This is a genomic window from Pseudoalteromonas sp. 2CM37A (assembly GCF_023161885.1).
GTDB lineage: Bacteria > Pseudomonadota > Gammaproteobacteria > Enterobacterales > Alteromonadaceae > Pseudoalteromonas > Pseudoalteromonas atlantica.
This window is the reverse complement of record NZ_JALNTJ010000001.1, coordinates 159,235-179,577: the sequence shown is the minus strand read 5'-3', so window position 1 is coordinate 179,577 and position 20,343 is coordinate 159,235. Positions and strand designations below refer to the sequence as shown.

Here is a 20,343-nt window from a genome sequence, read left to right as displayed (position 1 = left end):
GCACCAACTTGTAACGCTTTAAATTAAATAACGAGGGTTTAGGTTAAATACTTAAAATTTAGCGCTTACCCATACCCACAGTTTTTGGGTATCAACTTTGCCTGCAGCGCTATCACCTGCTGAATAATCGGCATATTTTGCGCCTACAGCATAGGTTTTATTAATAGGCTTTACGTATTGTACGTTTAGCTCTGTGCCTAAATCATCAACGCCATTGGCGCTATCGTTGGCATCAAAGCTGTGATACGCAAACAGCCATTTACCGCCGTAAGCTTTACCATTTAAACTTACATAAGTGTCATCAAGCCCTTGTGCTGGGGTTGCTAAAAACGTATCGGCCCAGCCATTAAATTTATGCATTGTGGCAAGCGGCGTGGCAAAACCATAATCACCGTTATCAGAACCCAGTGACTCAATACCAGCTTTTAATGTAACGGTTTCAATGCCTAAACCGCCTAAATCTATCCCTCCTTCAAATGCATAATAATCAGCGTCAAAATCACTCATGCTCGTTGATGCAGATTGCGTGGCGTACTGTGCTTTATAGTAAAATTTAATATCGCTGAGCGTTTTATTACCATTAAAAGAAACGCCATAAGTATCTAAGCTGTCATTATCTATTGCGTCGTCACTTAATAAATAGCTGTATAAAACCACCTTACCTAGGCTTGTTTTAAAGCTTGCATTGATAAGATGATCGGATGCATCAATATCTTTGCTATCGGCAAATATACGGTTGCGCTTACTTATGTAGCTATAGTGCAAGTTAATATCATTAAAGGTGTAATTTACTGTTGCAGCATCAAAGGTTTGCCTGTCTTGCCTAAAGCCAACGTGACCTACAAAACGCTGTCCATCAAGCGCTATTACTTGCCTACCTACATTAATTGATAAAGCATCTTTTGCGTATTTAACAAAAGCCTGATCTATCTCTGTGGTTTCAGGGTCGGCTATTACTGAGTAATTAGTATTTTTACCCAGCGTATTGTTGTAATCGTCTACACCGAATAGGCTTCGGCTATCTTCGACCTCTAATAAAGCAGAAAAGCTATTCACTTCATCGGTTTTATGAGTAAGGCGTGTACGCAGCGTTAAGCTACTGGCATCTTTTAGTGCGTTATCTTGCTCTGCACTTTCATAACGCAGCCTAAAATTAAGGTCGGTTTGCGCTGCAACACTAATTGAAGGCGCAGCAATGCACCATATCATTAAAATAATAGGTAAGTTATTTTTATAATTTAACATGTTGGTCTCTTAGTTTTTAATTATGAGCACGCACAATAAAATGATAAATAAACACAGCGAAATGCTCTTCCAGAGTAATACTGGATCGCGTTTCATTATTGAAATTTTGTTGGCTGAGCTCTGTAAATGTGGATTAGGTTTACTAATATCTGTTAAAAACTCAGAAAATGCGTGGTATCTGAGCTCTGGTTTTGGCGCAAGTGCTTTCATTAAAGCCTGATCTAACCAAAAGGGTATATCGGCTCGGTACTTGCGAATACTTGTGTATTGCCAGTGGCTGTAATCAATAGGGGTATGACTTGCCGGTAATGTTTTATAAGGCAGCTTCGAGCACAATAACTCATAAGCAATCACCCCAAGCGAAAACATATCGCTTTTAAAATCGGCGTGCAGCGAAATAAGTGTTTCAGGAGCCGTATAATCTATAGTTCCTTGCGGGCAGTCATCGGCTATTTGCTTAACCGACTCATCCATAGCCGCAACACTGACAGTACCGTAATCAATTAACGTAACTTTACCGTGAGCATCTATCATCACGTTATCGAGTTTTAAATCACGATGTACCATATCTAATCGCTGAAAAGCCCTTAGCGCATGCACTATTTGCTCTACAATAGTGCGCACTTGAGCTATTTCTAAATAAGGGACGTCGTGCTTATAGTCACTGAGGGTTTGTCCGTCCATGTACTCGCAAATATGATATAAAAATCGGCTTTGCGATTGCGTATTTAAAACCTTCATTACATTAGGATGATTTATACGTTGCCCTACCCACCCTTCGCGTATAAAGCCTTGAAGGTAGTGTATATCGTCTTCAAAATTAACCGAAGGTGCCTTTAATACAACGGGAGGTGCATCAGGTGCTTGCTGTACCAAATAAATGTGCGATCGGCTGCTTTCGTTGATTTTACGAATAACCGTATAACCATCAATTATTTGGCCAACTTCTAATGCGGGTGGTATTTTTCGCTGCGTTAACGATTGATAAAGCTCATCTAGATTTTGCTGCGCAATGCTATTTACCTTCACTAATAAACAACTCACATTATCATCACTGCCTTGTGCTATAGCGCGTGAGGTAATGGCACTTGCTGCCTGCTCTAAGTTGTTATGGGCGTTTATTTCGTTGGCAATTTCACTATAGGGCAATACATCATGCACACCATCGCAAGTCAGTATGTAAATATCGCCGGCTTTTAGGTCAACTTCGTAAACATCAATTTCTTGATGTGACTGCGCGCCTAAAGCACGAGTGAGCGTATCATTTACTTTATGATCCCGCGTTATCGCTTCCATTTGATTATCGCGTAAACGCGTAATGCGAGTATCGCCTAAATGAAATATATACCCCGTAGCTGATTTTAATATAAGCGCCGTAAAGGTGGTCATCCAATCAGCTTGGCGTTGCCCTAAGTGGTTATAGTTAACTGATTGCGAATATAACCACTGATTTAAGCTAGCTAAAACCTTAGAAACCGATTTTTTGACCGCCCAACTGTCGGGTGTATTTAAATACTCATTTATAAAATGAGTAACACTGAGCTGCGATGCTTGTTTGGCATTTTTAGCCGATGAACACCCATCTGCTAAGCACGCAATAGCGCCTTTTGTTTCTTGTTGTTCGTGCTCAGTATTTAAAGCAGCAAACGCATCTTGATTTTCATCTTTTATGCCCGCGGCACTGTGCCCACCAAAAGAAACATCTAGCGTATTATTACGAACTTGAGCGTGTTGGGTTTCATCAAACATGGTTAACGCTGCCTTAAGTCACTGAAATAAGTTCAACAGAGCCATCTTCGTTTACTTCTGTGATGTGCCCATCTGGCTCTTTCATGAAAAATAACGCCCCTAAACCTAACAATGCACTGGCAGCAATAATCATAAAGAAAGTTTGGTAATCCACTAATGAGAGCGCCGTTAAATACACCACGGCGCCTACGTTACCGTAAGCGCCAGTCATACCTGCAATCTGCCCTGTTAAGCGGCGTTTAATAAGTGGCACAGCAGCAAAAACCGCTCCCTCACCAGCTTGCACAAAGAACGAACACGCCATGGCAGCAGCTACTGCAAGCCAAAGTGGCCAGCTAGCGTCAACTAAGCCCATAACAAAGTAGCCAACAGCTAACCCTGAGGTAAGGACAATAAGTGTTTTACGACGACCCATTCTATCTGAGATCCAACCACCACCCGGGCGCGAGGCTAAATTCATAAACGCATAAGCAGAGGCCAGTAAACCTGCGTACACCATATCTAGGCCAAACACTTCCATAAAAAATAATGGCAACATAGATACAACGGCCAGCTCTGAGCCAAAGGTAGTAAAATATAAAATATTAAGTACAGCTACTTGTTTAAATTCGTAGCGGTGTGATTCTGGCACGGGTTGTTTAAATATATGTCCGTTTATATCAAAGGTTTTATATACCTCGTAGGCGTATAACAGCACTAAAAATGCATAAACGGCTAAAACAAAATTGGCAGAAATTAAATTAGCGCCTGTAGGAGACAACTTCCAAGTAAGTAAAGCCAGTGCGCCATACATAGGTAATTTCATAATAAGCAATAATACAAAGTCACCTTTACTGGTTACTTCCATTGCGCCTACTTTTTTAGGCTTAAAGTACGTCCCCCCTTTTGGTGTATCGGTTACGTTTATGTACCAGATAACACCAAAAATAACGCTAAGTACGCCCGTTAAACCAACGGCATAGCGCCAGCCATCGTCGCCGCCAAACATAAGCGCTAATACAGGTAGTAACATGGCAGCGGCAGCCGAGCCAAAATTACCCCAGCCACCATAAATACCTTCTGCCGTACCAAGCTCATTAGCCGGGAACCACTCGCTCACCATACGAATGCCCACTACAAAGCCTGCACCAATAAAGCCTAGTGCAAAACGCGCGATAGCGGCTTGCTCAAACGTGGTAGCCATAGCAAACATAAAACACGGTATGCTACATAAAATAAGTAAAGCGGCATAAACAATACGCGGACCAAACTTATCTGTCAGCATGCCAACAACAACACGTGCGGGAATGGTTAAGGCCACATTTAAAATGAGCAGCGTTTTTACCTGTGCCATAGTTATACCTAGCGAGCCCGCTATTGCCCCTAGTAATGGAGCATGGTTAAACCATACAAAAAAAGAGATAAAAAACACCATCCAGCTTAAATGTAGTATTTTCATTTTTCCGCTAAACGATATGAGATTAAACCCAGAACTCGGTTGCATGTTTTTTTCCTTGTAACGATTATTATTTTAAGCAGTGAGTACGACTTTGGTAGTAATAACACTGCGACGATTGTTAAATTAACGTTAACCGCTTTCAGCAATTACTAAGCCAACAATTAATAGGTAGGTTTTTCAGTTACTTATATTTTTGGGAATTAATATTTATTTCGCTTTGCACTATTTAAGCAGCTTTGTTGGGCGTAAACAGTGCAAAGAATTTTTAAGCTTTACTTGCTCTAGGTTTTAACTAATTGGTATTGTTAAAAAAAATTATGAGAACTCATTAATGCAAAAACCCCCTTTAACGTATCAGCAGCAATTACGCTATTCTCGCCATATTATGCTTCCTCAGCTAGATATAGATGGACAAGAAAAAATATGGCAAAGTCATGCTCTTATTGTGGGGTTAGGTGGATTAGGCTGCCCAGTTGCGCAGTACTTAGCGGCATCTGGTGTAGGTACGTTAACGCTTGTAGATAACGATGTGGTTGATGCAACTAACTTGCAAAGGCAGGTGATCTATAAACAAAGTGATGTTGGGTGCTTAAAAACCCACAGTGCAAAAAAACAGTTAACTCAGTTAAATGATGAAATAGAGATCCACACTATTGATGAATTTTTAAATGAAAATTCGCACCTTGAACAATTACTTAGCAAAGTGGATGTAGTTATTGACTGCACTGATAACTTAGCAACACGTAATTTGCTCAACAGCGCCTGCTATAACACCCGTACGCCCTTGGTTTCGGGCTCTGCCATAAGGTTAGAGGGACAAGTAGCTTGCTTTACAATGGCGCCTAATAGCCATTGCTACGGCTGTGTGTCACAGCTCTTTGGCGAACAAACTCAAAGCTGTTCAGAGTCAGGCGTGCTCTCGCCTATTGTAGGGCTTATTGGCAGTATTCAAGCGACTGAAGCACTTAAAATTATTGCAGGACTGCCTAGTAAACTCACCGAGCAGCTATTACTTGTAGATGGTTTGATTATGGAGTTTAACCGTTTTAACATTGTTAAAAATAAGCACTGCCCTGTTTGCAGTGCTTAATTTAGTACATTGTAAATACATGACTGCTTTTAAAAGCCTAATTTAGCGTTTCTAGGTTATTTATTGTCAAATAAATCTGCTCGCCTGGGCTTACGGCACTTTGCTGCCATTGCCTTTTAGACACCGTGCAATACAGTAATTGCGTATCTACGTTAACAGTTAGCAGCCATTGCTCATCAAGCTGCTGGGCATTTTCAAGCATACCTTTTAGCACGTTTGCACTGCTCTCGTTAATTGGTTTTACTTTGCTGTAGGTTATTTGGCTGCTTTCTATAATTAACTTATGGTTTTGTTTTACCAGCGAAGGCACTGCATATAAATGCTGTTGGCTATTACTAAGAGTAAGCTGGTATAGACCAAAAGCATCATTAAATTCAGGCTTACTATAACTAAGTATACTAAGTGGCGTTTGGCTCTTATTTGTATAAATACTTTGCACCACTTCTTGTGTTGCACCGCACTGAAGCACGTTGCCTTTCGCTATATGAAGTAATGTATCGCTGCAATAAAGTAGCTCTTTTAAAGAGTGGCTAACAATAATAAATTTAATACCATGGGATTTATTAAGTTGTTGAACAGCCCCCAACATAGTAAAACGCGTTGACCAATCTAAGGCGCTAAATGGCTCATCAAGTAAAACAACAGATTGCCCACTTAGTAGTGTTCTTGCAAAAATTACGCGCTGGCTCTCCCCGCCCGAAAGCCCCGACACATCACGATTTAGTAATGGGTTTAGTGCTAATAAATCAATTACCTGATCAGGCGTTAGGTTATTACTTTTATTTTTACAATGCTTGTGAGTAAACAGTAAATTACCCATCACATTTAAATGTGGAAATAACGGGCACGACTGCAGCTGTAAAGTAAGTAGGCGTTTATCGGGCTTTAAATGGGTAATATTATGATTATTTATACACACATTTTGCGCCGTCGTAAGCCCTGCTATCGCCTGTAATAAGCTCGATTTGCCCGAGCCCGAAGGGCCAAACACCCCTAAAATATCAAATTGATTTATAGCTAAATCAACATGTAATTCAAAATCGTCCAAACGTTGATGACATTGTATTTTAAGCACGATTAGCAGCTCCGTTTATCACGGTTTTATTAAATTTAAACAACAACACTAAACACGCAAACGAGATTGCTAGCAATACCAACGACAATTGGTGCGCTGCCCCATAATTAAGCGACTCTACATGGTCGTACAACGCAATAGACACCACTTGTGTTTCGCCTTGTATATTGCCACCAATCATTAGTACTAAACCAAATTCTCCCAATGTATGGGCAAAGCCCAGTGCAAAGGCACTGCCTATGCTTGGCTTTAATAGCGGTAACGTTAAATACATAAAACGCTTAAATGGACTGATCCCTAAGGCAATAGCAGCTTGATTGTAAGTAGTATTTATTTGTTTAAAGCCCGCCAGTAACGGCTGCATCACAAAAGGGAGAGAGTAAAATAACGAACCAATAACCACCCCTTGAAAACTAAACGCGAGCTGCGTACCCGTGAGCCAAAACCAAAACTGGCCAAATGCATGAGTAGGTGAAAACAATACCAATAAATAAAAGCCCATTAGCGTAGGCGGCAGCACCAAAGGCATTGCTATAAGTGCTTCTAATATAGGCTTTAACTTACCTTTATAACTGGCTAGCTGCCATGCAAGCGGAATGCATATAATCAACAAAATAGCAGCCGTTATAAAGGCAAGTTTAATTGTAAGCCACAGCGCTGTTACATCACTTGCTAACATCACTTTCCTTTGCTTTATAACCAAGCTCTAATAATGTTTTTGCGGTTGAAGGGGCATTTAAAAAAGCCATAAATTGTTTAGCTGCCGTTAAATGCTTAGTAGCGCTTATGATAACGCCTTGCTGCGTTATTTCAGGGTATTTTTCAGGTTCGATAAGCGTGTAATTTAAATATTTTTTATTTTTAGTTTTGCGATACGCCGACTTTAACGTAGATAACGCGACCAAGCCTTTAGCGGCATTGCCTGTTTCTACAAATTGAAACGCATGGGTAATATTATTTGCATACACAAATTCATACGGTGTTTTTATATAGTTTTTAGCATAATGCGCCGATGATTGCCCATATGGCGAAAACCGCGGATTAGCAATGGCTAATTTATTATTAATAACTGAGCTGCTTGGCTGCCACAGGGCTAATAAACCTATCGCATAGGTGGTTAAGCTATTTTTGAGTGCAAAGCCGTCTTTGATCAGTGCGTGTGGGCGTGCAGCGTCGGCTGATAAAAAAATATCGTACGGTGCACCGTGCATAATTTGAGAGTGTAATACGCCGCTAGAAGCAGCTGATATTTTAATATTAATATTTTTCAGGGCTGGGTTAGTCACCAGCGTTTGCAGCACAGGTTTAAAATTGCTCGCAACGGCTATGTGCAGCGTTTCTTTTGCGTTAAGAGGATTGCTAAATACCACTAACAGTAATAACAAATAACCACACCATGTATTGTAAAGCTTTAACATTATAAGTATTGTTTTAAAAATCAGACACATTATAAAAAACAATATATATGAACGATGTATGCAATGCACCTGGTTTATTACCAGTAGAAACCGCAATTAGTAACATGCTAAGCGCTATTAACGTTGATAAAGCCGCAGAAACCATTTCAATAATGCACAGTGTTGGCCGTGTTTTAGCAAACGATATTAAATCCAATATAAATGTGCCTGCTCACGATAATTCGGCAATGGATGGCTATGCACTTTGCCTAAGCGAAGGGCTAACAACTTATCAGCAAGTAGGCAGTGTATTTGCTGGGCAAACCTTTAAAAACACCTTAACACCTGGGCAATGCGTTAGAATTATGACCGGCGCTGCCCTGCCCCCTGGCGCTAATGCGGTAGTTATGCAAGAAAACGCCAGCGTAGATAATGATAAAATAACATTTACTGGTCATATTGAGCTCAATAATAATGTGCGCTTTGCAGGTGAAGACATTGCAAAAAATAGTGTTGTTTTTAAAGCAGGCAGAAAACTAAAAGCAGTCGATGTAGGCTTACTTGCCTCTATTGGTATTAACCAAGTAAGTGTATATGAAACACTAAAGGTCGCGGTTTTTTCTACAGGGGATGAACTTATAGAGCCTGGCAATGCGCTTCCAGCAGGAGCTATTTATGAAAGTAATCGCGCTGTTATATTAAGCGAGCTTAATGATAACAATATAGAAGTGATTGATTTTGGCATAATTGCCGATGATAAAACGCTCATTAAAAACACATTTTTAAAAGCAAACGAGCAAGCCGATGCCGTAATAAGCTCTGGTGGTGTATCGGTTGGCGAAGCCGATTTTACTAAAGAAGTATTAAATGAAATTGGCGATATTCATTTTTGGAAAATTGCCATGAAGCCGGGCAAACCCTTTGCTTTTGGTAAATTACCTAACAGCTACTTTTTTGGTTTACCAGGTAACCCCGTATCGGCAGCCGTTACGCTTGACCGACTTGTAAAGCCAGCCCTTACAAAGCTTTCAGGAAATGAACATACTGCTAAGTTACGTTTAAAAGCAACCACCACAGCGCTGATTAAAAAGCGCCCCGGCCGTACCGACTTTCAACGTGGTATTGCCAGTACCGACGAAAACAATAACCTACTGGTAACGCCTATAAATAAGCAAGGTTCGGGGGTACTCTCATCGCTTAGCCACGCAAATTGCCTTATTGTGGTGCCCGCCGAAAGTGGCAATATTGGAAAAGACGACACCGTAGAAATAGAGTTTTTGTAAAGCTAAAAATGCTACAGCTAACTGTATAATATAGCTGTAGCACTGCTGTTACTCTTAAAATATTTTTATATTTAGTGTTTGAATTAAACAATTTAGCTTTTCGCTACGTCCTACAAAATCTGCTTCGCTCAGTTTATTAACACACTTTAGCGCATTTTTAGTTGCAAAGTATCTATCATAACTGAGGCTTCGCTCGCATTTAACGCTATACGTTGAAGGCCAACTCCCACCTGCGCTAGTTGCTATGCCAACAACATTACATGTTGCATCTATATAGTGCTCCCATGCTTTTATTTGCGCTTTAACTGCATCTACTTGGTAGTCGTCATTTAGTTGCGGGTAGATTTCATTCATCATTTTACTGATTTTAGTTTTGTATCTGTTGCCCTCTAAATTATAAATATTGCCTGTGTGCATTACACCGCCTTCTGGCCAGCCATCAGCGCTTTCTCCAAGTGCACCAAACGATGAAACTGTAAAAGCTAACCCGATAACCATTTTATTCATTTTAAATCCCTTTATTTTTTTGAAACTAAGTCCTTAAATTAAAAATAAGGGCTTATTCATATTCTACAAAAATAATAAATAGATTAAAAACATTATGTTTTAGCTTTGCTAATTAATCTGAACTCTGGCTAAGATATTTACTAACATATTGAATCATGGTGATATTTAAATTTATTTTCTCTAACCAGAAATTTTAAGTAAATCCAACGCAGTTAGCGCTTAAAATAGCTGATAGAGATAGGTTTATTATCCAGAATTCAGGTTAATTTTGTTAAATACTATTGAGGTACTCTTACAACTCCCTCCATAAGCACACGAGCACTGCGGCTCATACTTGCTTTTGTTACTTGCCAATCTCCAGCTATTTTTTTAGCTTCTGCGCCTACTTTTAGCGTGCCAGAGGGGTGGCCAAAGTTAACTTCGTTCAATGTCCCGCCACCAGCGGCCACATTAACAAGCGTACCGTCAATAGCGGCGGCTGCGCCAATAGCGACTGCGGCTGTGCCCATCATAGCGTGATGAAGCTTGCCCATAGACATAGCACGTACTAATAGATCAATTGTTGTAGCTTCAATAAACTTACCACTTGACGCGTTATAATCTAATGGCGCTGCCACAAAGGCTACTTTAGGTGTATGTTGGCGTGTTTGCGCTTCGTTAATATTCGCTATTAATCCCATTTTGACTGCGCCATAGGCACGAATAGTTTCGAGCTTTTTAAGTGCGTCAGTATCGTTATTAATATCGCTTTGCAGCTCAGTGCCACTATAGCCAATATCCGCGGCATTAATAAATACAGTAGGAATACCCGCGTTTATCATGGTGGCTTTTAAAGTACCAACACCTGGTACTTCTAAGTCATCTACTACATTGCCTGTTGGGAATAACGCCCCTTCACCATCGGCGGGGTTTAAAAACTCTAGCTTTACCTCGGCAGCAGCAAAAGTCACGCCATCAAGTTCAAAATCGCCAGTTTCTTGCACTTCGCCATTGGTGATAGGCACATGAACTAAAATGCTTTTTTTAATATTGGCCTGCCATACACGCACCACGGCTACACCGTTATCGGGTACTGTGCTTTTATCAACTAAGCCGTTCGTTATAGCAAACGCACCTACTGCGCTGGTTAAATTACCGCAATTGCCGCTCCAATCTATAAAAGGTTTATCTATTGCCACTTGGCCAAATAAATAATCCACATCGTGGTTAGGTTGCTCGCTTTTACTTAAAATAACCGTTTTACTAGTACTTGATGTTGCTCCGCCCATACCATCGGTTTGTTTGCCATATGGGTCGGGGCTACCAATTATGCGTAACAGTAAATTGTCGCGCGCCTCACCTGCCACTTGGGCAGGTTTGGGTAAGTCGGTTAACTTAAAAAATACACCTTTACTGGTGCCGCCGCGCATATAAGTTGCTGGCACTTTAATTTGTGGTTTAAACATAATGCACGCCCCTTATGCTGATTGCGTAGCTTCTAAAAAGTCTTGCGCAAAGCGCTGTAATACACCACCAGCGGCATAAATAGAAAGTTCTTCTTGGGTATCCAGTCTGCATTTCATAGGTACTGTTAGAACCTCACCATTTTTACGTGTAATCACTAAATCAAGCGTTGCACCTGGTGTTGGCTCACCTTTTACATCAAAGCTTTCGCTGCCATCAATGTTAAGCGTTTTACGGGTAGTGCCCGGTTTAAATTCAAGCGGTAAAACACCCATACCAATTAAGTTAGTACGGTGAATACGCTCAAAGCCCTCTGCAGCTATAACCTCAACGCCTGCAAGCCTTACCCCTTTTGCAGCCCAATCACGCGATGAGCCTTGACCATAATCGGCGCCGGCTACAATAATGAGTGGTTGTTTACGCTGCATATAAGCTTCGATTGCTTCCCACATACGTGTGTTAGTACCTTGTGGCTCTAATCGTGCGTATGAACCTTGTTTAACTTCGCCGTTTTCATCACGCACCATTTCGTTTAACAATTTAGGGTTTGCAAATGTAGCGCGCTGCGCTGTTAAGTGATCGCCTCGGTGCGTTGCGTACGAGTTAAAGTCCTCTTCAGGGACGTTCATTTTAGTTAAGTATTCACCCGCGGCACTGCTTGCCATAATTGCGTTTGATGGCGATAAATGATCCGTTGTAATGTTATCGCCAAGTACAGCAAGTGCGCGCATGCCGGTCATGGTTCGCTCACCTGCAAGGGCACCTTCCCAGTATGGCGGGCGGCGAATATAGGTACTTTGCTCGCGCCAGTTGTATAGCGGGTCGTTGTCTTCACCGTAATCTACGGTTAAATCAAACATAGGTTCGTACACTTTTTTAAATTGCTCTGGCTTTACACTTTGCTTTATTACTTCATCTATTTCTTCATCGCTTGGCCATAAATCTTTTAGCGTTATGTCGTTACCATTTTGATCTTTCCTTAGTACACCTTTTTCAATATCAAAACGAATAGTACCGGCAATAGCGTAAGCCACCACTAATGGCGGTGACGCTAAAAACGCTTGCTTAGCATACGGATGTATACGCCCATCAAAGTTACGGTTGCCCGAGAGTACCGCTGTTGCGTATAAGTCGCGATCTATCACTTCTTGTTGAATTACAGAGTCAAGCGCGCCACTCATGCCGTTACAGGTAGTACAGGCAAAGCCCACAATACCAAAGCCAAGTTTTTCAAGTTCAGGAAGTAATTTTGCTTCTTCTAGGTATGATTGCACCGCTTTTGAACCCGGTGCTAATGACGTTTTAACCCAGGGTTTACGCATTAACCCTTTGGCATTTGCGTTACGTGCAAGTAAGCCGGCAGCAATTACGTTGCGCGGGTTACTAGTGTTAGTACAACTGGTAATAGCAGCAATAATACAGGCGCCATCTGGCATTAAGCCTTCTTCGTTTTCAACAACGCCAGATATACCTTCTTTTGCTAAATCGCTGGTGGATACACGACGATGTGGGTTTGAAGGCCCAGCAATATTGCGTCCAACACTAGATAAATCAAATTTAAGCACTCGCTCATACTTTGCGGTTTTTAAACTATCGCTCCAAAGGCCAGCCGTTTTAGCGTAGTTTTCTACAAGCGCTATTTGCTCTTCATCACGCCCTGTTAAACGCAAATAATCGATTGTTTTATCGTCTATATAAAACATGGCTGCAGTGGCACCAAATTCTGGCGTCATGTTTGAAATAGTTGCTCTGTCGCCAAGGGTTAGTGCATCAGCGCCTTCGCCGTAAAATTCTAAATAGGTCGATACAACACGCTGAGCGCGTAAAAACTCGGTAATAGCCAGCACTATGTCGGTTGCAGTAATGCCTGGCTGACGAGTACCTGTAAGCTCAACTCCTACTATATCGGGCAGGCGCATGTAAGAGGCGCGGCCAAGCATTACGCTTTCGGCTTCAAGCCCACCAACACCTACAGCAATTACACCAAGTGCATCCACATGCGGTGTGTGGCTGTCGGTACCAACTAAGGTATCGGGGAATGCAATGCCATCGCGGTTTTGAATAACAGGCGACATTTTTTCAAGGTTAATTTGATGCATAATGCCGTTACCAGGCGGAATAACATCAATATTTTTAAAAGCGGTTTTAGTCCAGTTTATAAAATGAAAACGGTCATCGTTACGTCTATCTTCTATTGCACGGTTTTTTTCAAACGCTTCAGGGTCAAAGCCTGCATGCTCAACCGCTAATGAGTGATCAACAATTAGCTGGGTAGGCACAACCGGATTCACTTTTGCCGGATCCCCACCTTTTGCAGCAATGGCATCGCGCAGGCCTGCTAAATCAACTAATGCAGTTTGGCCTAAAATATCGTGGCACACTACGCGCGCCGGATACCACGGAAAGTCTAAATCTTGCTTACGCTCAATAAGCTGATTAAGCGCATCGGTTAGCATATCAGGCTCACAGCGGCGCACTAAGTTTTCGGCAAGTACGCGTGATGTGTAAGGCAATGTGGCATAAGCACCAGGCTTTATTGCATCAACGGCTTCTTGCGTATCGTAGTAATCCACATTTGAGCCGGGCAATGGTTTTCGGTATTGGGTGTTATTAATTATGGTCATAATATCTGTTCGCTAATAGGTGACGGGAGATAAAAGGCAAGAGGTGAGCGTATTGCTCACCCTATACCAATCCGCTTAATTAAGTATTGTTACGGATTGGTATTATGTGTAACTAATTAGCCTCTTGATTCAATTGGCGTGTAGCTGCGCGCCTCTGGTCCTGTGTAATCTGCACTTGGGCGAATAATACGGTTATTAGCACGCTGCTCTTTAACATGTGCAGTCCAGCCGGTAACCCGGCTCATCACAAATATTGGCGTAAATAACTTAGTTGGGATCCCTATAAAGTGATACGCCGATGCATGGAAAAAATCAGCATTACAAAACAGTTTTTTCTCGCGCCACATTACTTCTTCACACCTAACCGACACAGGGTAAAGCACATCATCGCCCACCTCTTTAGCTAGTTTTTCAGAGAACTTTTTAATAATAACGTTACGTGGGTCTGACTCACGGTAAATAGCGTGTCCAAAGCCCATTATTTTATCTTTGCGCTCTAGCATACCCATAATTTCTTGCTCAGCGTGATCTGCACTTGTAAAACCCTGAATCATATCCATAGCGGCTTCGTTTGCACCACCATGCAGTGGCCCACGTAGCGTACCAATAGCGCCCGTTACACAAGAATGAATATCAGAAAGCGTTGATGCACACACTCTCCCAGTAAATGTAGAGGCATTAAATTCATGCTCTGCGTATAAAATTAGTGACACATTCATTACTTGCGCAAAAAGCTCGCTCGGTGCTTTGTCGTGTAATAGAGTTAAAAAGTGCGCGCCCACTGAGTCGTCATCAGTTTGTGTTTCAATGCGTACGCCATCGTGAGTAAATCGGTACCAGTAACAAATAATACTTGGAAACACTGCAACCATACGGTCAATCGCATCGTTTGCTTGGCTAAAATCAAGCTCCATTTCTAGGTTACCCAGCATTGAGCAACCGGTACGCATAACATCCATTGGATGCGCGTCTTTAGGAATATTTTCAAGCACGGTTTTTAGTGCATCTGGCAGGCCGCGTAAGCTTTTTAATTTAGCTTTATACTCGGCTAGTTCATTTGCTGTTGGTAGCTCGCCGCGTGAAAGTAAAAAAGACACTTCTTCAAACTGTGCTTTTTCGGCAAGTTCGCTAATATCGTACCCACAATACGTTAAACCTGAGCCTGTTTGCCCTACTGTACATAATGCGGTTTGCCCTGCAACTTGCCCGCGTAAACCTGCTCCGCCTAATGCTTTATCTACCATGATCTTCTCCTATCTAAATTTGTGTGTGTTATCTATTTTAATAGTTATTATTTGTCAGATTTTGATGAAAAAAGGTTATCGAGTGTGTTTTCGTATGTGTGGTAATCTAAAAATTCGTAAAGCTCGGCGCGTGTTTGCATATTCTCAATTTCGCTTTGCTGCGAGCCTTCATTTAAAATGGCGGAGTACACATTAAGCGCGGCTTTATTCATTGCTCTAAAGGCACTAAGAGGATAAAGCACCATTTCTACACCTACTTCACTTAACTGCTCTTTGGTGTAAATAGGCGTTTGGCCAAACTCTGTAATATTAGCTAAAATTGGTACATTAATCGCTTTTGAAAATGCTTGGTAATCGGCAAGGTCGTGCACGGCTTCTGCAAAAATAGCGTCTGCGCCCGCTTCTACACAGGCAGCTGCGCGGTCAATCGCGGCGCTTAAACCTTCTTTTTGAAACGCATCGGTACGCGCCATAATGTAAAAATCACTATCGGTTTTTGCATCAACTGCGGCTTTAATGCGGTCAACCATTTCACCTTGGCTTACAATTTCTTTATTAGGGCGATGACCGCAACGCTTTTGTGCCACTTGGTCTTCAATATGAAAACCCGCTGCGCCTGCTTTGGTCATTTCTTTAACGGTACGCGCAATATTAAACGCCCCGCCCCAGCCTGTATCGGCATCTACCAGTAGTGGCAAATCGCTGGCACCGGTAATACGGCGAATATCTTCAAGTACATTATCAAGGCTGGTCATGCCTAAATCGGGCATACCAAAAGAGGCGTTCGCAACACCAGCACCTGAGAGATAAATAGCTTGGTGGCCCATTTTTTCAGCCATCATGGCTGTGTATGCATTAATAGTACCCACCACTTGTAATGGGCGGTTATTCGCAATGGCCTGTTTAAATTTTAATCCTGCTGACATTATTTTCTCCTCACTTTGAACGGTTGCTACATGGAGTAACTTATATTTTTAATCTGACATTGTGACTGTTTAACTGTTACTAGCTTTTAGCTTTTAGCTTTTATAAAGTTTTTGTTTATGACAAATACCAATCTGTATGTGTATGAGGTCTATTTAACGCTAAGAAAATCGTTCTGTAACTAGGCAATAATTTTTATGTTTAGTGGTTCTAAATAAAAAATTCTTAACAACGTTATAGAGCGATTTAATCAGTTAAATTGTTCGAATACTCATATTGATTGGTATACATCAAATTTGGTTTGAATATTTGCTTGCGATGCACTGATATGTCGTTTCATCAGCATTTCGGCAAGTTCACCATCGTGGTTTTCTATCGCGTTAATAATGGCTAAGTGCTCGTCAAACGCTTTTGATACGCGCGGCCCTACCATGCCCATTTGTACACGGTACATACGTATTAATTGGTAAAGCTCGTTACATAACAAATGGATTAAATGAGCGTTTTTGCTGCCTTTAATAATGCGATAATGAAAGTCTAAATCGCCCGCTTCTTGATAGTACGACTCACCCTCTTTAACACGTTGCGTTTGCAAATGTTGGTTAAGTAATTGCTTTAAGCCTTTAACCTCATCGGCTGCCATATTGTCGGCAGCAAGCCTACATGCTAAGCCTTCAAGCGAGCTGCGTACTTGGTATACTTCAATTAAACGCTCTGCGGTTAGCGCCACTACTCGGCAACCTACATTGGCTTTACGCTCCACTAAGTAACAGCTTTCTAAGCGATTAAGCGCTTCTCTAAGCGTCGCACGGCTTACACCGTAGCGCTTTGCAAGCTCAGGCTCCGATATTTTGCTGCCCTGCTGTATGCTGCCTTCTACTATTTCACGGCGCATATCAACAAACACTTGATCAGATGCTGTAGTAATAGGTGTATCGTTTAAAAAAGGTTGCGTCATGGCTTTATAAATAAATTGTCGACAATTGATGTGTTAACTATGTGCTTAATAAAAAAACATGTCAACCCCACCTGAGGTGAAAATGAGTAAAAAACACACTCATTGTCGACACTGTTAATCTAAAGTCGTATAAATTTGCTTTTAAATTAAACTAAAAACACAATATGTCGACATACCAACAAATTATAAAGCCGCTATTTAACACTGAAATAGTGCGTTAAAAGTGCTAATATCGCGCTTTATTTTTAATGTACGAGCCAACGCGTGAACGCCAACACTTTTATTCCTGAGCATTTTATTGACGACGTAAAAACCTATTTACCTGCGCACCTCAATTTAGACGACTTTATAAACGCGTGCCGTCGCCCTCTCAGAAAATCTATTCGTGTAAATACATTAAAAATTAGCGTTGCCGAATTTAAACACCGTGCAGAGAAAAAAAACTGGCAACTTACACCAATACCTTGGTGTAGTGAGGGTTTTTGGCTAGAACGCCCAAGCGATGAAGAACAAAACTTAGCATTAGGCAATACCGACTTACATTTAAGCGGCGCCATGTACGTACAAGAGGCAAGCTCAATGCTGCCACCTATGGCACTAAAACAAAGTATTGAAAACTCAGATTTACAAGATAATTACGTACTTGATATGGCATCAGCGCCTGGCTCTAAAACTTCGCAACTTGCCGCAATAATGAATAATCAAGGCGTACTTGTTGCCAACGAGCTTTCGTCATCACGCTTAAAAGTACTTAGCGCTACGCTTAAACGTATGGGCGTTGGTAACTGTGCGCTTTCGCACTTTGATGGCGTCATATTTGGTAACTATATGTTTGAATGCTTTGATAGCATTTTGCTTGATGCACCCTGCTCTGGCGAAGGTACCGTACGTAAAGACGCCGATGCACTTAAAAACTGGTCAATAGAATCAAATATAGAAATTGCTCAAGTTCAAAAAGATTTAATTAAAAGCGCTTTTTACGCATTGAAACCAGGCGGTACACTGGTGTATTCAACCTGTACGCTTACCCCGCTCGAAAACCAACAAGTATGCAACTACCTACTGAATGAATTTGGCGACTATATTGAGCCGCAATCGCTAAGTGATTTATTTGAAAGGGCAGAAAAAGCAACAACCGCCGAGGGCTATTTACATGTGTGGCCGCAAACATTCGACAGTGAAGGCTTTTTTATCGCTAAGTTTAAAAAACTCGCAAGCTGCAATAATCCAACCCAAAGCGTTAAAAAAGGTGCGTTTCCGTTTAACGAGTTTGATAAAAAACAAACCACTTCTTTTATGAGCGAGCTTAAAAAACAGTTTGGCTTAAAAGCGCTGCCAGGTAAGTTAATGCAGCGCGATAAAGAGCTGTGGTTATTCCCTGATGGGTTTGAAGCCGTTCAAAACAAAATAAAATACGCACGTTTAGGTATTCAACTAGGTATTATTCATAAAAATGGCGTAAGGCTTACTCACGAGTTTGCTACCGTGTTTGGTAATGAATGCAAAAGCAATACGTATGCTTTAACAAACGAGCAAGCAAACGACTACTTTACTGGTAAAGATATACGCCTAGAAGACGTTACAAAAGCCACCGGCGAAGTAGTACTAACCTTATGTGGCTGCCCGATAGGACTAGGTAAATGGCAAAAGAATAAGATCAAAAACTCTTTGCCACGCGATCTTGTGCAAAATACCCAGTTAATAAGCTGGGCATAAAGCACTCAACACAAAGGGTAACCTGTGAACAACATTATTAAGTCTTTGTTATCATTTATGGTTAATAAACAAACAAAATTTAGAGTTTTGAAAATTAGTTAACTACACTTACAGGTACTTTCTTCTTCTCCCTAAGAATTGCGAAAGTGTATTTAGTTAGCGCAAGGCTCAACTAAGAGCCATTTGTAGCCCAGAGCTAATAGTGGCTCTGGGCGTTTTCTCAAGAGTGGTTTATATTAATTTGACTTAGTTTAATATTAATCATAAGCCCTCTTGATTAATTCAACCTAACCCACTCCCTTCAAGATGTTAACCCGACCTTAATTAATAATTGTTAAGTATTAACTTATAATTTAGAAATATTTTCAATATGCTTAAAGATAAGTTTTATATAATCTTTTTAAAATTAGTTATATAGTAACTTTAAATAGGGTTTTATTCCGTAGGCGAAATCACTTTAAAGGACTAAGTTTTGAAAAAAAGATTTGAAGCACTTGATTCATTTAGGGGCATTTGTGCTATCTCAGTCGTGATTTTTCACATGCACTTTGTTAACTCAATAACTGAATTGGATTTTTTTAGAGGTAGTGCAATATTTGTAGAGTTCTTTTTTATTTTAAGTGGCTTTGTTTTGGCACATGGCTACGGCGAAAAGAAAGATCTAAATTTTAACGCATTCATTAAAGCCCGTTTTTTCCGCATATATCCACTACATATATTTATGTTAGCTATATTTATCCTTCTAGAGCTTGGGAAGTTATTTGCCTATAAACTAGGAGGAATTTCATTTAATAATTTACCTTTTACAAATGACACATCAGTTGAACAAATTCTCCCTAACCTACTATTGATACACTCTTGGACTCCTTTTAGTGACCCTCTAAGCTTTAACTACCCATCATGGAGTATAAGTATAGAATTCTATAGTTATGTTTTGCTCTTTTTTACTATAGCCTTTTTTAAAACCAGTAAGTCCATTGTTTGGTTCTGTATATCAGCTATCGCTTTCAGCCTTATATATTTTAAATCGGATATATTAGTAGAGAGTGTTTTGAAAGGGTTATCTTGCTTTTTTGGTGGTACTGTAATTTATTTACTTTTCAAAAAATCTTCACATTTTAAATTCCCCCCTGCATTAGCTACAGTAATAGAACTATTACTCTTATTTCTGATAGTCCAAGTCGTGATTGTTAACTTTAAATTTAAATCCTTAATTGCTCCAATACTATTCTTATTAACTGTATTATTTTTTGCATATGAAGCAGGCTTACTATCAAAACTTTTAAAACTTAATGCTTTTCAAACTATAGGCAAGCTATCTTACTCAATATATATGACCCATGCGGCAATATTATTCATTTTGACTTCGATAGGTATAATTATTCAAAAAATAACAGGGATAAATGTAGCGCCAACTATAAGCTCACAACGGTACTTAGACTTAGGAGGAGCGGAAGTTAACAATGTATTTATTTTACTTACATTGGCTGTAATTATTTATATTTCGAAAATAACTTACAATACCATAGAAAAAAAAGGCCTAGCTTTAAATAAAAAGTAATTTTTTATAATACAAAATAATATCTTAGACACAGTTCTATATGATTTTAGAAATTAATAACTCTTGTTAAAATTGATAAGCTTATCTTG

General features: G+C 40.5%; 16 protein-coding genes. 4 read left to right on the top strand and 12 right to left on the bottom strand.

Annotation, left to right across the window (positions count from 1 at the left end):
• Nucleotides 1–51 precede the first annotated feature (51 nt).
• From MTF68_RS00775 to MTF68_RS00765, 3 genes are read right to left on the bottom strand one after another with little or no spacing between them, the layout of a single operon-like run.
• On the bottom strand, nucleotides 52–1,245 hold the full coding sequence (locus tag MTF68_RS00775; protein WP_248461364.1) for an alginate export family protein: 1,194 nt from the start codon (nucleotides 1,243–1,245) through the stop codon (nucleotides 52–54).
• A gap of 9 nt (nucleotides 1,246–1,254) precedes the next feature.
• Nucleotides 1,255–2,994, bottom strand: a complete 1,740-nt coding sequence (locus MTF68_RS00770; RefSeq protein ID WP_248461363.1) for a bifunctional protein-serine/threonine kinase/phosphatase — start codon at nucleotides 2,992–2,994, stop codon at nucleotides 1,255–1,257.
• A gap of 13 nt (nucleotides 2,995–3,007) precedes the next feature.
• Complete coding sequence (locus tag MTF68_RS00765; protein WP_096041872.1) at nucleotides 3,008–4,477, bottom strand: NarK family nitrate/nitrite MFS transporter; 1,470 nt, start codon at nucleotides 4,475–4,477, stop codon at nucleotides 3,008–3,010.
• A gap of 286 nt (nucleotides 4,478–4,763) precedes the next feature.
• On the opposite strand from MTF68_RS00765, the gene moeB reads away from it, so the two are divergent.
• Entirely contained in the window at nucleotides 4,764–5,522 is a 759-nt protein-coding gene (gene moeB / locus MTF68_RS00760) for a molybdopterin-synthase adenylyltransferase MoeB (RefSeq protein ID WP_248461362.1), read from the top strand.
• Nucleotides 5,523–5,559: 37 nt separating this feature from the next.
• Here the strand turns inward: moeB and MTF68_RS00755 are convergent, their stop codons facing one another.
• From MTF68_RS00755 to modA, 3 genes are read right to left on the bottom strand one after another with little or no spacing between them, the layout of a single operon-like run.
• Entirely contained in the window at nucleotides 5,560–6,597 is a 1,038-nt protein-coding gene (locus MTF68_RS00755; protein WP_248461361.1) for an ATP-binding cassette domain-containing protein, read from the bottom strand.
• Nucleotides 6,590–7,276 carry a molybdate ABC transporter permease subunit gene (modB, locus tag MTF68_RS00750; protein ID WP_004587743.1) on the bottom strand — a complete coding sequence of 229 codons (687 nt, stop codon included), beginning with the start codon at nucleotides 7,274–7,276 and terminating at the stop codon, nucleotides 6,590–6,592. The genes MTF68_RS00755 and modB overlap by 8 nt, the downstream gene beginning before the upstream one ends.
• The gene (gene modA, locus MTF68_RS00745) at nucleotides 7,263–8,015 is read right to left on the bottom strand and encodes a molybdate ABC transporter substrate-binding protein (RefSeq protein WP_248461360.1); all 753 of its coding nucleotides are present in this window, start codon (nucleotides 8,013–8,015) and stop codon (nucleotides 7,263–7,265) included. Before modA ends, modB begins: the two co-directional genes overlap by 14 nt.
• A 47-nt stretch (nucleotides 8,016–8,062) precedes the next feature.
• On the opposite strand from modA, the gene glp reads away from it, so the two are divergent.
• The gene (gene glp, locus MTF68_RS00740) at nucleotides 8,063–9,277 is read left to right on the top strand and encodes a gephyrin-like molybdotransferase Glp (RefSeq protein ID WP_248461359.1); all 1,215 of its coding nucleotides are present in this window, start codon (nucleotides 8,063–8,065) and stop codon (nucleotides 9,275–9,277) included.
• Nucleotides 9,278–9,331: 54 nt separating this feature from the next.
• Here the strand turns inward: glp and MTF68_RS00735 are convergent, their stop codons facing one another.
• The 6 genes from MTF68_RS00735 to MTF68_RS00710 all read right to left on the bottom strand — a co-directional run bounded on the left by MTF68_RS00735 (nucleotide 9,332) and on the right by MTF68_RS00710 (nucleotide 16,977).
• Nucleotides 9,332–9,784, bottom strand: coding sequence for a hypothetical protein (locus MTF68_RS00735; RefSeq protein ID WP_248461357.1), 453 nt, complete (start codon nucleotides 9,782–9,784; stop codon nucleotides 9,332–9,334).
• Between the two features lie 278 nt (nucleotides 9,785–10,062).
• Nucleotides 10,063–11,229 carry a 2-methylaconitate cis-trans isomerase PrpF gene (gene prpF, locus MTF68_RS00730; RefSeq protein ID WP_248461356.1) on the bottom strand — a complete coding sequence of 389 codons (1,167 nt, stop codon included), beginning with the start codon at nucleotides 11,227–11,229 and terminating at the stop codon, nucleotides 10,063–10,065.
• Nucleotides 11,230–11,241: 12 nt separating this feature from the next.
• Nucleotides 11,242–13,851, bottom strand: a complete 2,610-nt coding sequence (gene acnD / locus MTF68_RS00725) for a Fe/S-dependent 2-methylisocitrate dehydratase AcnD (RefSeq protein ID WP_248461355.1) — start codon at nucleotides 13,849–13,851, stop codon at nucleotides 11,242–11,244.
• A gap of 116 nt (nucleotides 13,852–13,967) precedes the next feature.
• Complete coding sequence (gene prpC / locus MTF68_RS00720) at nucleotides 13,968–15,095, bottom strand: 2-methylcitrate synthase (protein WP_248461354.1); 1,128 nt, start codon at nucleotides 15,093–15,095, stop codon at nucleotides 13,968–13,970.
• Between the two features lie 47 nt (nucleotides 15,096–15,142).
• Entirely contained in the window at nucleotides 15,143–16,021 is an 879-nt protein-coding gene (gene prpB / locus MTF68_RS00715; RefSeq protein WP_248461353.1) for a methylisocitrate lyase, read from the bottom strand.
• A gap of 269 nt (nucleotides 16,022–16,290) precedes the next feature.
• Nucleotides 16,291–16,977, bottom strand: coding sequence for a GntR family transcriptional regulator (locus tag MTF68_RS00710; RefSeq protein ID WP_024032638.1), 687 nt, complete (start codon nucleotides 16,975–16,977; stop codon nucleotides 16,291–16,293).
• 264 nt (nucleotides 16,978–17,241) lie between these two features.
• Between MTF68_RS00710 and rsmF the strand changes: the two genes are divergently transcribed.
• Together rsmF and MTF68_RS00700 are read left to right on the top strand one after the other, a co-directional pair.
• Nucleotides 17,242–18,693: a 16S rRNA (cytosine(1407)-C(5))-methyltransferase RsmF gene (rsmF, locus tag MTF68_RS00705; protein WP_248461352.1), complete on the top strand. Its 1,452-nt coding sequence runs from the start codon at nucleotides 17,242–17,244 to the stop codon at nucleotides 18,691–18,693.
• A 472-nt stretch (nucleotides 18,694–19,165) separates the two neighbouring features.
• On the top strand, nucleotides 19,166–20,254 hold the full coding sequence (locus tag MTF68_RS00700) for an acyltransferase (RefSeq protein ID WP_248461351.1): 1,089 nt from the start codon (nucleotides 19,166–19,168) through the stop codon (nucleotides 20,252–20,254).
• Nucleotides 20,255–20,343: the final 89 nt, after the last annotated feature.

Excerpts from the sequence above, each read along its gene's own strand:
- MTF68_RS00775 (WP_248461364.1), bottom strand. The coding sequence starts at position 1,245 with ATGTTAAATTATAAAAATAACTTACCTATTATTTTAATGATATGGTGC.
- MTF68_RS00770 (WP_248461363.1), bottom strand. The coding sequence starts at position 2,994 with ATGTTTGATGAAACCCAACACGCTCAAGTTCGTAATAATACGCTAGAT.
- MTF68_RS00765 (WP_096041872.1), bottom strand. The coding sequence starts at position 4,477 with ATGCAACCGAGTTCTGGGTTTAATCTCATATCGTTTAGCGGAAAAATG.
- moeB (WP_248461362.1), top strand. The coding sequence starts at position 4,764 with ATGCAAAAACCCCCTTTAACGTATCAGCAGCAATTACGCTATTCTCGC.
- modB (WP_004587743.1), bottom strand. The coding sequence starts at position 7,276 with ATGTTAGCAAGTGATGTAACAGCGCTGTGGCTTACAATTAAACTTGCC.
- modA (WP_248461360.1), bottom strand. The coding sequence starts at position 8,015 with ATGTTAAAGCTTTACAATACATGGTGTGGTTATTTGTTATTACTGTTA.
- glp (WP_248461359.1), top strand. The coding sequence starts at position 8,063 with ATGAACGATGTATGCAATGCACCTGGTTTATTACCAGTAGAAACCGCA.
- MTF68_RS00735 (WP_248461357.1), bottom strand. The coding sequence starts at position 9,784 with ATGAATAAAATGGTTATCGGGTTAGCTTTTACAGTTTCATCGTTTGGT.
- prpF (WP_248461356.1), bottom strand. The coding sequence starts at position 11,229 with ATGTTTAAACCACAAATTAAAGTGCCAGCAACTTATATGCGCGGCGGC.
- acnD (WP_248461355.1), bottom strand. The coding sequence starts at position 13,851 with ATGACCATAATTAATAACACCCAATACCGAAAACCATTGCCCGGCTCA.
- prpC (WP_248461354.1), bottom strand. The coding sequence starts at position 15,095 with ATGGTAGATAAAGCATTAGGCGGAGCAGGTTTACGCGGGCAAGTTGCA.
- prpB (WP_248461353.1), bottom strand. The coding sequence starts at position 16,021 with ATGTCAGCAGGATTAAAATTTAAACAGGCCATTGCGAATAACCGCCCA.
- MTF68_RS00710 (WP_024032638.1), bottom strand. The coding sequence starts at position 16,977 with ATGACGCAACCTTTTTTAAACGATACACCTATTACTACAGCATCTGAT.